This is a genomic window from Lacicoccus alkaliphilus DSM 16010 (assembly GCF_900142805.1).
Taxonomy (GTDB): Bacteria; Bacillota; Bacilli; order Staphylococcales; family Salinicoccaceae; genus Lacicoccus; species Lacicoccus alkaliphilus.
The window spans coordinates 579,369-593,057 of the sequence record NZ_FRCF01000002.1 but is presented as its reverse complement, the minus strand read 5'-3'; the positions used below and the strand labels follow the sequence as shown (position 1 = coordinate 593,057).

10 protein-coding genes and 1 riboswitch are annotated in these 13,689 nt (G+C 50.6%); all 10 genes read left to right on the top strand.

Translation table 11 applies throughout. From position 1 onward, the window contains the following. Positions 1-89 precede the first annotated feature (89 nt). The 10 genes from BUA12_RS03210 (at position 90) to mutL (ending at position 13,678) form a co-directional block, all read left to right on the top strand. Entirely contained in the window at positions 90-1,811 is a 1,722-nt protein-coding gene (locus BUA12_RS03210; protein WP_072708225.1) for an ABC transporter ATP-binding protein, read from the top strand. Then, positions 1,804-3,624, top strand: a complete 1,821-nt coding sequence (locus BUA12_RS03205) for an ABC transporter ATP-binding protein (RefSeq protein ID WP_072708222.1) — start codon at positions 1,804-1,806, stop codon at positions 3,622-3,624. Before BUA12_RS03210 ends, BUA12_RS03205 begins: the two co-directional genes overlap by 8 nt. Before the next feature lie 51 nt (positions 3,625-3,675). Then, positions 3,676-3,766: riboswitch (TPP riboswitch) on the top strand. A 63-nt stretch (positions 3,767-3,829) separates the two neighbouring features. Then, positions 3,830-4,411 carry an ECF transporter S component gene (locus BUA12_RS03200; RefSeq protein ID WP_072708220.1) on the top strand — a complete coding sequence of 194 codons (582 nt, stop codon included), beginning with the start codon at positions 3,830-3,832 and terminating at the stop codon, positions 4,409-4,411. A 5-nt stretch (positions 4,412-4,416) separates the two neighbouring features. Next, positions 4,417-5,823 (top strand): ABC transporter ATP-binding protein, encoded by a 1,407-nt coding sequence (locus BUA12_RS03195; protein ID WP_072708218.1) that lies wholly within the window; start codon positions 4,417-4,419, stop codon positions 5,821-5,823. Then, positions 5,816-6,607, top strand: a complete 792-nt coding sequence (locus BUA12_RS03190; protein WP_072708216.1) for an energy-coupling factor transporter transmembrane component T family protein — start codon at positions 5,816-5,818, stop codon at positions 6,605-6,607. The genes BUA12_RS03195 and BUA12_RS03190 overlap by 8 nt, the downstream gene beginning before the upstream one ends. 81 nt (positions 6,608-6,688) lie before the next feature. Next, positions 6,689-8,227, top strand: a complete 1,539-nt coding sequence (gene miaB, locus BUA12_RS03185; protein WP_072708214.1) for a tRNA (N6-isopentenyl adenosine(37)-C2)-methylthiotransferase MiaB — start codon at positions 6,689-6,691, stop codon at positions 8,225-8,227. Beyond that, positions 8,227-8,655 carry a YlbF/YmcA family competence regulator gene (locus BUA12_RS03180; protein WP_072708212.1) on the top strand — a complete coding sequence of 143 codons (429 nt, stop codon included), beginning with the start codon at positions 8,227-8,229 and terminating at the stop codon, positions 8,653-8,655. Before miaB ends, BUA12_RS03180 begins: the two co-directional genes overlap by 1 nt. Positions 8,656-8,718: 63 nt before the next feature. Continuing rightward, complete coding sequence (gene thiW / locus BUA12_RS03175; RefSeq protein WP_072708210.1) at positions 8,719-9,210, top strand: energy coupling factor transporter S component ThiW; 492 nt, start codon at positions 8,719-8,721, stop codon at positions 9,208-9,210. Between the two features lie 69 nt (positions 9,211-9,279). Next, entirely contained in the window at positions 9,280-11,820 is a 2,541-nt protein-coding gene (mutS, locus tag BUA12_RS03170) for a DNA mismatch repair protein MutS (protein WP_072708208.1), read from the top strand. After that, the gene (gene mutL, locus BUA12_RS03165; RefSeq protein ID WP_072708206.1) at positions 11,813-13,678 is read left to right on the top strand and encodes a DNA mismatch repair endonuclease MutL; all 1,866 of its coding nucleotides are present in this window, start codon (positions 11,813-11,815) and stop codon (positions 13,676-13,678) included. The genes mutS and mutL overlap by 8 nt, the downstream gene beginning before the upstream one ends. Positions 13,679-13,689 lie beyond the last annotated feature (11 nt).

Genomic DNA, 13,689 nt, shown 5'->3' with positions numbered 1-13,689 from the left:
TTTATGTATGAAATCCCCTACTAATTTTTTAAAAATTGTGTCATAATAGGATTAATTCTTCGGTAATCGAAAGAAATGTGGTGTGAAGTGTGCGTAGGATTTTCAAATTTTCATTAAAATACAAATGGTTTATGGCCATCGCTCTTTTATGTATGCTGACAGAGCTGACTGTAGAGCTGCTTCAGCCTTTCTTCATATCCAAAGTCATCGATGACGGGATAGTGGCCGGGGAACTCGATGTCGTCTGGATTTACCTCGGTGTCATGCTGGGTCTCAGTCTTGTGTCTTTTGCCGCAGGCATCATCAATTCATACTTTGCGAGCTTTGTCGCAACAAGTTTCAGTTATGATTTGAGAACGGCGATATTCAAAAGGGTGCAGAATTTCACACTCACGACGTTGTCCAAGTTTCCGACTTCAAGTCTGATCACGCGTCTGACCCAGGATGTGCTGCAGACCGAGATGCTTTTGTATATGTCGCTGCGGATTGTGCTCAGAGCGCCGCTTCTTGTGATCGGTTCCCTGGTCATGTCATTTGTCGTCAATCCGACATTGGGCCTTTATCTGTCCATTCTGACACCGTTCCTGCTGATTTTCCTCTACATAGTTGCAAAAAAAGGGGCGGCGATCTTCCTGCGGGTTCAGAAGCGTCTGGATAAGCTGAACAGGTTCATCCAGCAGAATCTCGAGGCGGTCCGCCTGATAAAAGCCAATGACCGCGCCTCCTATGAAAATAACAAATTCTTCAGTGTTGCGAGGAACCTTAAAAGTGATACGGTGGCCGGTCTCCGTCTGATGGAGTCCATCCTGCCGGTGCTTTTGGTCATCATGAATACGAGCCTGCTGCTCGTCATATGGGCCTCATCCGACCTGCTCGCCACCGGCGGCGTTCAGATCGGTGAAGTGGTGGCTGTCATCAACTACGGCCTCAGGATGCAGGGCGGATTTTCCATGTTCGCATTCATCATCATCGCCTATTCCCGTTCCAAAGCGAGCAGCGAACGTATGAATGCAGTGCTGGAATCCCCGATCGTTGAAAATAATCATGAAGTCATCAATAAAGAGGCCAAAGCCGGCTCGGTCAGATTTGAGAATGTTTCATTCAAGTACCCGGGATCGACAAGGTATGTATTGAAGGACATATCTTTCGAGGTCGCTGAAAATGAAAAACTCGTCATCATGGGCGGGACCGGCTCGGGTAAAAGCACCCTGATCAGCCTCATCCCGAGGATGTACGATGTCATGGAAGGCCGGGTGCTCGTCAACGATAAAGACGTGCAGGACTGGAACGAAGAGGATTTGAGGCAGACCATCGGCTACGTGCCCCAGTCGGCAATCCTCTTCTCAGGCTCCATCTATGAAAATCTCCTGTGGGGGGATGACGAAGCGCTGCATTCGGACATAGTCTCCTCGACTGAAAAAGCACAGATCCATGATAATATAAAAGATTTCGACCATGAGTATAAAACCATCGTCGGTCAGCGGGGCGTGACTTTATCAGGCGGACAGAAACAGCGCCTGTCGATCGCCCGCGCACTCGTGAGGCGGCCATCGATCCTCATTTTGGATGACAGTACTTCTGCCCTTGACATCAAGACCGAGTCCGCCCTGTGGTCGGCCCTCGACGGGGAGGAAGCGACGCGCATCGTCATCACCCAGAAGATCGTCACGGCGAAGACCGCGGACAGGGTCATACTTCTCGATGACGGCAGGATTAGTGCCATCGGCTCCCATGAGTCTCTCATTGAGGAATCCGAACTCTACCGCAGGATCAATGCATCCCAAAATGAAGGGGGTCATCTGGATGATTGATAAAATAAAAAGACCGTTCGGATATGAGCCGTTACTGAGAAAGGAAGATCTCGGCCGCAGGAAGAAGAAGGAAGATCAGCGTGCAAATGACTTCTGGGGGACACTGGTCCGGCTGTGGCAGTTCATGCGGGGCGAACGCAGACTGTTATACTTCATCATCTTCGTTGTGATGATCACGAGCCTCCTGACGATCGTCGGTCCGTTCATGATCGGTTATACTGTGGATAATTATCTGGTCGTTCAGCAATTCGACGGCCTGATCACCCTGCTGATGTTCATTTTCTTCATCTATGTTTTATCTGCGGGGACACAATATCTGGCATCCTTCCTCATGGTCGGCCTCGCCCAGCGGACGATCTATAACCTGAGGGTGCGACTGTTTTCACATATGCAGCAGCTGTCGGTGAGGTTTTTCGACAAAAGGCAGCACGGTGAACTGATGAGCAGGATGACGAATGATATCGAGACGTTGTCCCAGACGATGAACTCATCATTCATCCAGTTCACCACCAGTATCGTCACACTGATCGCGACGGTATCGGTCATGCTTTATCTGAGTCCGCTGCTCACGCTGCTCACGATGACGATCGTGCCGCTGCTCGTGTTCGGGGTGGCATTCGTCACCAGGCGCACCGGACCTTTATATAAACAGAGGCAGCGCCGGACTGGTGAGCTGAACGGATATATAGAAGAGGTCATTTCCGGTCAGGAGATCGTCAAGGTCTTCTCCCAGGAAGAACGCACCATCAATGACTTCGAGGAACGTGCAGCAAACCTCCGTCATGTGACTTTCTGGGCCCTGCTGTATGCCGGGTTCATACCGAAGATCATGAATATGCTGAACAACATCAGTTTTGCGATCGTCGCCGGTGCCGGCGGCCTCATGGCACTGTATACGGACGGCCTGATCACAATCGGGACGATAGTGATCTTCGCTGAATTCGCAAGGCAGTTCACACGCCCGCTCGCCGACCTCTCCAACCAGTTCAACCAGGTGCTATCCGCGATTGCCGGTGCGGAACGGGTATTCACGATCATCGACACGGAACCTGAAACCGATGACGGCACCATTGAAGATCAGGCGGTCGAGGGAAAAATCGATTTTAAAAACGTCTATTTCTCCTACGATAAAGAACAGTTCGAGCATACGATCCGTGATCTGTCATTCTCCATCGACGCCGGTGAATCGGTCGCACTCATAGGCTCGACCGGGGCAGGCAAGACCACGGTCATGCAGCTGCTCGCAAGGTTTTATGAAGTGGACGGCGGTGAAATACTGATCGATGGAACGAACCTCACGGATTATAAGCGCCATACAATACGCTCACAGACGGCTTTCGTATTGCAGGACCCCTACCTCTTCGAGGCGACGATCAGGGAAAACATCAGATACGGCAAGCTTGATGCGACGGATGAAGATGTCATCGAGGCGGCGAAGCTCGCCAATGCGCATGATTTCATCATGCAGCTCGAGGACGGCTATGATACGGTGTTGGAGCTTGATGAAGGATTCATATCGCAGGGGCAGAAGCAGCTGATATCCATCGCCCGCGCCCTCGTCACCGACCCGGCGATATTATTGCTGGATGAGGCGACTTCCAGTATAGATACCGTGACCGAGCTTAAAATCCAGGAGGCACTGGAACATCTGATGAAGGGCCGTACGAGCATCATCATTGCCCACCGTCTGAATACGATCAAGGCCGTCGACCGGATATTCGTACTTGAGCAGGGGCAGATGCTCGAATCAGGCTCCGAGGAAGAACTGATGCGCAGGAAAGGCCGCTATTATGAAATGATCAACGCAAAATGACTTCACAAATTCACATGAATGTACTATCATATGGGTTAACTGAATAATAAACACATCCACTGGGGGTGCCCGTACGGGCTGAGATTCACCCTTAATACCTGATCTAGATCATGCTAGCGTAGGGAAGTGGCATATTTCATTATATGCACACCGTACGTTTTGCGGTGTGTTTTTTTATTTGGAAATACGTTTTAGGAGCAGGGATATGGAAAGAAAAAGAGGTTTGACTTTAACCGATGTGCTGATCACGGTCGTGATCGGACTGGTGTTTGCAGTGATTTATTCAATATGGGGCGCCGTATATACGGTGCTGCAGCCGCTCGGACTCCATCTGAATGAGCTTGTATACGGCATGTGGTTCATCGCGGCTGTCGTTGCCGTACTGATACTCCGCAAACCCGGTGTGGCGATACTCGCAGAGTTTGCGGCTGGTGCCGGGGAAACGATCGTCACATTGCAGTTTGATGCGTTTTTAATGGTCTATGCGCTGCTGCAGGGCCTGGCTGTCGAGATTGTTTTTGCCTTTACGAAATATGAGAGCACGAGGATGATGACGGCAGTCTGGGCAGGCATCGCCGCCGCCCTCATCACCCTGCCGCTCGACTGGTTTTACGGTTATCTTGCTGAAGTGGCGGCCTGGAACATCATACTGATGTTCACTTTGCGGATCATCAGCGGTGCACTCATCGCCGGCGTTCTTGCACACCTGATCTATCAGGCACTCCGGGAGACCGGAGTATTGAAGTTTGTCGGGAGCCGTAACATGAAGCACCATGAAGGGTTGTAAAGGGCTTGGTCATTGAAATTGAAAATCTCAGATTAAGATTCCCCGAAGCTGAGGAGAGACGGTTCGACCGGTTGAATATATCCATCCGGCAGGGTGAGAAAGTGCTGCTGCTCGGACCCTCCGGCTCCGGGAAAAGCACACTTTTGAACCTGCTCGGCGGCAATATACCGCGCAGTATGGATATACCTTTCAAGGCGGATGTCCTCACTGTGGATCCAAAAGCAGCCTATGTCTTCCAGGATCCGGATTCCCAGTTCACGATGCCCACGGTCGGCGAGGAGCTTGCCTTCATACTTGAGAACAGGCGCATCCCGCGTCCGGAGATGGGCGGGATGATGGAAGATGCACTCCGTGCAGTCGGCCTAAGGGTGGAATTCACCATGGCAATCAACGATCTGTCCGGCGGCATGAAGCAAAGGCTCGCCATCGCATCTGCACTGCTGCAGGGGGCCGATACACTGCTGTTGGATGAGCCGACAAGCATGCTTGACGAGGCGGCGGTGACGGACCTCTGGGGAACGCTTCAGGATGTGTGGCATGATAAGACGGTCGTCATAGTTGAACACAGGGTGAATGAGATATGGAATAAAGTGGATCGGGTCATACTGATGGATGCAGCCGGACAGCTGATCATAGATGAGGCCCCCGAAGCAGTGATGAGGGATCATATCGAACTGCTGAACGACTATGGTGTCTGGCATCCCCATTCATGGGACTATGCGCCCGTTTTTGAAACAGTGGGGCCTCGCGATGAAGCGGTCATCGAAGTCCGGGATATGAAACTGGCACGCGGCGGCAGAACGCTTCTGAACATTGATGCGCTGAACGTCAAAAAGGGTGAATGGCTGACGATTGAAGGGGAAAACGGCACCGGTAAGACGACACTGATGCTCGCCATCTTGAAACTGATCAAGTCCGAAGGTCACATCCATGTCAATGGCAGGCGGGTCAAAAAGACGAAGGACATTGCAGGCACCGTCTACCCGGTATTCCAGAACCCGGAGCTCCAGTTCATGACCAATAAGGTGTTTGATGAAGTCTTCATCAACCTGGAGATGCATTATCCGCGTGATGAGGCGGAGAGGAGATGTGCTGCACTGCTCGAGAGGATCGGACTCCGGCATGTCAGCCACCTGCACCCGCTCGAAATATCCACCGGCCAGAAACGGCGCCTGTCCGTGGTGACGGCTGCGGGCGGGGTGCCTGAAGTCATCATCTTTGATGAGCCGACATTCGGCCTCGACCAGAAACTGTCATTCGAGCTGCTTAAAATGTTTAATGAACTGGTAGAAGAAGGTGTGACCGTCATCATGATCACGCATGACAGTGAAATCAAAAAACGCTATCCGTCGAGGCGGTTGATCATTGAAGAGGGACAGTTGAAGGAAATCCGGGGTGCGGGACATGCTTGAGAAAATAAAGCGACGCAGCACATTCATCGACAAAGTGAATCCGATCACCAAAATCTCCACCGGGCTTCTGATGTTCATCCTTGTCGTCCTGATGCATGATCCGAACCAGCTCTTTTATTTAAGTGTGCTGATGATGGCGGTACTCATCATACTTTCAGGTGTCAGGTTGAAATATCTGGCCATTGTTCTAATGTTGTTTTTGGTGTTCGGCGCCTTTTCTGCAATGTATATGGTTCTGTATGGGGCGGGCGCCACGACCCTTTTCCGCTTCGGGCTCATCCACATCACTGAAGAGAGTCTGGTGCGCGGTGTGCATGTCATGATGCGCGGCCTCACACTGTCTTTCTTCGGCTCGCTCGTCATATTCACCACCAGGCTCACCGATGTCTTCTACAGCCTGATGATCCAACTCGGACTGAAACCCAAGTTTGCCTATTCATTCATGGCTGCAATACGCATGGTGCCGATCATTGCGGGTGAGTACATGATGCTCCGTCAGACCCGGAAAGTCAGGAAACCGCTGATCCATAAGAGGCATGTTTCAGGGCTGAAAGGGTTCATCACCACAGTGATCACATTATTGTCACAAAGCATCAGGCGCGCATACAGGCTCGGCGTTGCGATGGAGGCCAAACAGTTTGATGACGGGCCGAGAAGCTACTATTACGAAACCCGCTTCACACCGTACGACATCCTCTTCCTCGTGATGATGCTCGTGATCGTGTTCACCTCTTTCGTGACGGGCAGTACATTCAGCCTGATTGGAGTCACCGATGCCAGGTAAAAGATTAAATGCACTTTAAATTATCATTAAAAACCGCTATACTGAATAAAGATATTTCAATGGAGTAAATGGGGTTTTAAAATGAATGAAGAACAGAGGCTGGATGCTTCGAAGGTCACTCAGAAAAAAGAAGAGAAAGACTACAGCCAGTACTTCCAGCATGTCTATCAGCCGCCCAATTTAAGGGATGCAAGGAGGCGCGGCAAGGCTGAAGTCGAATACCATATGGATTTTGAAATAGATGAACGCTTCAAAGGCCTCGGCAAGGGACGCAAATTCTTCATCCGGACTTACGGCTGCCAGATGAATGTACATGACACTGAAGTCATTGCCGGCATCCTGACGGCACTCGGCTATGAACATACCGATACGACCGATGATGCGGATGTCATACTGCTGAATACATGTGCAATCAGGGAGAATGCGGAAAATAAAGTTTTCGGCGAGATCGGTAACCTGAAGCACGTCAAACAGAATAACCCTGAAGTTTTGATCGGGGTGTGCGGCTGCATGGCACAGGAGGAATCCGTCGTCAATAAGATCCTGAAGTCATACCAGAATGTCGATATAATATTCGGGACTCACAATATACACCGTCTGCCGAATATACTCGATGAAGCTTACATGTCCAAAGAAAAAGTCATCGAAGTCTGGTCGAAAGAAGGGGACGTCATCGAAAACCTGCCTAAAGTGCGTGAAGGCGGCACTAAGGCATGGGTCAACATCATGTACGGCTGTGATAAATTCTGTACATACTGCATCGTCCCGTTCACACGCGGAAAAGAGCGTTCCAGAATGCCTGAAGACATACTCGATGAAGTCAGGGACCTGGCGGCAAGGGGCTATCAGGAAATCACCCTCCTCGGACAGAATGTCAACTCATACGGTAAAGACCTGAACCTCGATTACAATTACGATCTCGGTGATCTGATGCGTGATGTATCCGAAACGGACATCCCGCGTGTACGGTTCACGACGAGTCATCCATGGGATTTCACGGACAATCTGATCGAGGTGCTCGCCACAGGGGAAAACCTGATGCCGCACATCCACCTGCCTGTACAGTCCGGTAATAACGATGTCCTGAAGATCATGGGGCGGAAGTACACTCGTGAAGAATATCTTGAACTTGTCGGCAAGATCAGGGACCGGATGCCGGAGGTGGCCCTCACCACCGACATCATCGTCGGTTACCCGAACGAGACGGAAGAACAGTTCCAGGATACGCTGACACTGTACCAGGAAGTCGGATTCGAACATGCATACACATATATCTACTCCCCGAGGGACGGCACACCCGCCGCCAAAATGGAGGATAATGTGAGCGACCAGGACAAGAAGGACCGTCTGCAGCGGCTGAACCGACTGGTGACACATTACACACGTGATGCGCTCAGCAAATACCAGGATGAGTATGTCAATGTGCTGTGCGAGGGGACAAGCAAGAAGCGTGATGATGTTTATGCAGGTTATACGGATAAGAGCAAGCTCGTGAATTTCACGGCACCGGATGATGGCGTGATCGGTAAAATAGTCAAAGTAAAAATCACTGAAACAAAAAATTATTCCTTAATGGGTGAGTTTGTAGAAGTGCTTAATGAAGAAAAGGTGGAAGCGTAATGTATACAAAGCAGGAAATCGTGGAAGAAGCAAAAAAATTGGGCAAGATGATGGCTGAGACGGAACAGGTGGAATTCTTCAAAAAGGCGGAAGCTAAAATTCACGAAAACCAGGAAGTGCGTGAAAGAATGGCGAGCCTGAAGAGTCTCCAGAAGCAGTCGGTGAATTTCCAGAATTACGGTAAGGAACGTGCTTACCAGATGACGGAGGAAAAAATCAGTAAAATCCAGGATGAACTGGACGAAATGCCGATTGTGAACCAGTTCCAGGATTCGCAGAAGCAGGTCAATGAACTTCTGCAGCTTGTTTCCCATGCAATCAGCCGAACTGTGACCGAGGAAGTGATCACTTCGACTGACGGAGATCTGCTGATGGGTGAGACCGGCTCTGCCGTGAGGAACAGGCCCAACCAGGATGCTATGGAATAATAATAGGAATGCAGCTGTACGCCGTCGGTGTGCAGCTGTTTTTATTTGAGGGGAGCTGTTGATATGACAAGGAAATTGACGATGACGAGTATACTGATTGCACTGAATGTAGTACTCGGCATGATCGTGACGATACCGCTCGGTTTCATCAGGGCTGCACCGGTGCAGCATCTGATCAATGTGATCGGCGCTGTGCTCACCGGACCGTGGGTGGTGCTGCAGGCCTTCGTGTCTTCGACGATACGCATCCTGCTCGGCACCGGCACACCGTTCGCCTACCCCGGGAGCATGGCGGGGGCGCTGCTGGCCTGGCTCCTGTACCGGCGGCTGAAAAAGCTGCCCGCTGCAGTGGCCGGAGAGGTCATCGGCACAGGACTGATCGGTGCACTGATGACTTACCCGCTCATACTGGTGCTCGGACTGGACGGCAGCTTCTTCATGGTGCTCGCGCCGGCATTCATCGCAAGCAGCCTGATCGGCGCGCTGATCTCCTGGTTCATCCTGAGGCAGCTGGAGAAGCGCAATGTGTTGGCGAGGATGATGGATGAGCGTTAAATCCTTCAACCCGGACTTTGAATGATGATATAATTAAAAAGATAAAATTATTAATTTGGAAGTGTTAATATGGCAACGTCAGTCACACCGATGATGAAACAGTATTTTACAATCAAAGAACGGTATGAAGATGCACTTTTATTCTTCAGACTGGGTGATTTCTATGAATTATTCTACGATGATGCCGTGACTGCGAGTAAAGTGCTTGAAATCACGCTGACATCAAGGGATAAGAAAAAGGACCCGATTCCCATGTGCGGGGTGCCGCACCACTCTGCGAAAAACTATATCGCAAAGCTGATCGACAATGGATACAAGGTCGCTATATGTGAACAGATGGAAGATCCGAGGGAAGTCAAGGGGATGGTGAAACGCGATGTCGTGCGTGTCATCACACCGGGCACCCTGATCGACGATTTCGGCATGGAGGATGGCAGGAACAACTACCTGCTCGCCTTATATACCGATGGAGAGTGTTACAGTGCCGCCTATGCCGATATTTCGACAGGTGAACTGTATGCATTCAGCACCTCCGATGAAAATGAACTGAAGAGTGAAGTGGAAAGGGTGGGACCGGCGGAAATCGTCGTCGATGAAGACAGTGAGGGGCTGCTCGGGCTGATCTATAATGATCCGCCGCTTTATACGGTCTATACTGAAGTGGCAGAGCACGAGCTGGAGAAGGCGGGGGATGTCGAAGAGCATGAAGTGCTGAATCTGCTCCTCTCATATATAAACGCAAATAATATGAAGAGCCTCATGCATTTCAGGCCGGTGAAGAAGCACAGCATCAGCGGGGCCATGAAACTCAACCATGCGGCGGTCTCCAACCTGGAACTGTTAAGCAATTTACAGACAAAAAAGGAAAAAGGTTCACTTTTCTGGTATTTGAACCGGACCGAAACGCCGATGGGCAAAAGGAAGCTCCGGTCATGGATCGAGCGTCCCCTCATGAACATTTCCGAGATCAAGGCGAGGCATGATGTGGTCAATACGTTCCTCGACAATTTCATCGACCGGGCGGACCTGATCGGGCTGCTGAACCAGGTATATGATATAGAAAGACTGGTGGGCCGGCTCAGTTTCGGCAATATAGATGCAAAAGACCTGGTACAGATCAGGGATTCACTGGAAGGCCTGCCCGACATCAAAAACATCCTCTCCGAGCTCGGACTCCTTGAATTCCCGATCTTCCACGGCTTCGATGCACTTGAAGACCTCTTTCATATCTTGAACGACAGTCTGCTCGACCCGCCGCCGAAAACCGTTCGGGACGGGAACATATTCAAATCCGGGTACGATGAGAAACTTTCCGAACTGAGGTATATCCAGGACAATGCAAGGAGTTATCTGAATCAGTATCTGGAAGAGGAGCGTGAACGGACAGGAATCAAAAACATCAAAATCGGATTCAATAAAGTCTTCGGTTATTTCATTGAAATCTCCAAAGTCAATGCGATGAATTTCGATGCCGAAAAGTTCGACTACAGCCGCAAGCAGACTTTGACGAATGCAGAACGGTTCATCACGCCTGAACTCAAAGAGATGGAATCGAAAATACTGACTGCCGAAGATGAGAGCATCGTGCTTGAATACCGGCTGTTCACGGAGCTCAGGACAGTGATGGAGAAGTATGTGGAACGTCTGCAGAAGACCGCTGAAATGATCTCCACACTCGACTGTCTCCTCGCTTTTGCGGAAGTCGCCAATACGTACCGGCTGACCGAGCCGGAATTCGACCGGGAGAAATTCGATGTGGCGGACGGGAGGCATCCGGTCGTCGAAAAGGTGATCGGTGAGAACACATATGTGCCGAATGATCTGAAGATGGACGGCGATGAATTCATCTATCTCATCACAGGACCGAACATGTCCGGCAAGAGCACCTATATGCGTCAGGTGGCAATCATCAGCATCATGGCCCAAATGGGCATGTTCGTACCTGCTAAAAGAGCGACCCTTCCGATCTTCGACGCCATATTCACACGCATCGGCGCCAGTGACGACTTATCGAGCGGCAAGTCGACCTTCATGATCGAAATGATGGAAGCGAATGAAGCACTCAGAAAAGCGACGAAGGACAGTCTGTTGATCTTCGATGAAATCGGGCGCGGCACTTCCACTTATGACGGCATGGCGCTTGCCGAGAGCATGCTCGTCTATATCCATAATTTCATCGGGGCCAAAACGCTTTTCTCGACACATTATCATGAATTGACCAGACTGGATTCGGAACTTGCAGGGCTTGGCAATTATCATGTCAAAGCGACGGAGTATGACGGAAAACTCGTCTTCCTTCATAAAGTGAAGCCGGGTGCGGTCGAGAAGAGTTACGGCATACATGTCGCAAGGCTTGCCGACCTGCCTGAAGAGGTCACGACATATGCAAGGGAGAAGCTGGCGGCGCTCGAGTCGGGCAGAAAAACCGGGCATGCAGAGGATATATACCAGCTGGAACTGCCGCTCGATGATCTGGAAACGGTCGGGGAGGAAGCGCAGGATGTCCTCGAAGCGCTGAAGGCGATTGATGTGAACAGTCTGACACCGCTCGAAGGACTGCAGAAACTGAACGATTTGACCAGCATGGTAAAGGATGATCGGAATGAGTAAAATAAAGATCCTCGATCCAAAAATACAAAATAAGATTGCTGCAGGGGAAGTGGTTGAACGACCGAGCTCCGTCGTCAAGGAACTCATCGAAAATTCAATCGATGCAGGGTCCGGGGAAATTCAGGTGAGCATCGAAGAATCCGGCATGAAGGAAATCCGGGTGATCGACGACGGTGAGGGGATTGAAGCGGAAGATGCGCCGCTTTTGTTCGAGCGTCATGCGACAAGCAAGATCGGTGACGACTATGATTTATTCCAGATACGCACGATGGGCTTCCGGGGGGAGGCACTTGCAAGTATCGGGGCAGTGGCGAAGGTCACCCTCGAGACGATGCACAAGGAATCGGAACCTGTAAAACTGCAGTATGAGGGCGGTGCCATCGTCGCCGATGAACCTGGCAAAGCAAGGAACGGCACGGATATCACCATCCGTGAGATTTTCTTCAACACCCCTGCGAGACTTAAGTATGTCCGTTCCCTCAGGACCGAAGCGGGAAAGGTCATTGATATCGTTCAGCGTATGGCCCTGAACCATCCTGCCATCAGTTTTACACTGCTGATCGACGGGAGGGAGAAACTCCGCACGGGAGGAAAGGGGGACCTGAAAGCGGTGATCGCCGATATTTATGGTATCAATGTCGCAAGACTGGCGGTGCCTGTGGAAGCCGAATCACCGGATTTTCATATCACCGGTTATATCGTAAAACCTGAAGTGACGAGGAGCCACAGGAACTTCATCAACCTATCCGTAAACCAGAGGTTCATCAGAAATTTCAAGCTGACACAGAGCATCATAAACGGCTATCATACCCTGCAGCCGAAAGATAAATATCCGATAGCGGTGCTCAACATGGAAATGGATCCGAAGATCGTCGATGTGAATGTGCATCCCGCAAAAACGGAAGTCAGGTTTTCAAAGGAGATGGAATTGAACGCGCTTGTTGAAAACACTGTAAGGAATGCTTTGAGGGAAGAGACATTGATACCCGATGTTGAAAAAAACACTGAGAAACGCGAAAAAGAAAAAGCCGAACAGCCGAAGTTCGAATTCTCCCGGCGTGCCGGGACGGCAGCGCCGGGCACGTCTCCAAAACAAGATTTCAATACCGGCAGCGTCAAAGAAGCGGCTGAGCGGCCGGCTTCCAGAGCCCGGGAACCTGTGTTCAGAACTGAAGAGAGGGCTCCATACAGCCACCGGGGGAGGGTGAAGAGGGAAAAGCCCGGCGGCAGTGAGACCGGGACAGCCACCGGGACAGCACCATCGTTGCAGAAGCAGAAGCTGCCTTATCTTGAAATCATAGGTCAACTGCACGGCACTTATATATTGATGCAGAACGACAGCGGGATGTACATGATGGACCAGCATGCCGCACAGGAAAGGATCAAATACGAATATTACTATGAAAACATCCAAAAGGACGGGGACGGCGTGCCGCTTTTGATTCCGTATACATTCGAATTTCCGTTGGATGACGTCATCACCATCGATGAGAAGATCCACGACTTGAAGGATCTCGGGTTCGAGATAGAGAAGACAGGTGCAAAGAATTATTCGGTCTCCCGGTATCCGGACTGGATAAGAACGGAGGATCCGGAGGAAGATATCGCCTCAGTCATCGACTTCATCTGTCATAAAGACCATTTCAGCGTCAACGATTACAGGGAAGAGATGTCGATCATGATGAGCTGTAAAAAGTCCATCAAAGCAAACCATCATCTGGATAAGAGGCAGATGGAAGCCCTGCTTGAAGCATTGAACAAGTGCGAAAGTCCGTACACATGTCCGCACGGCAGACCGGTGATCATACAGATGACGACATATGAGATTGAAAGGATGTTCAACAGGATCATGAAATAGGGGGAAGGCCG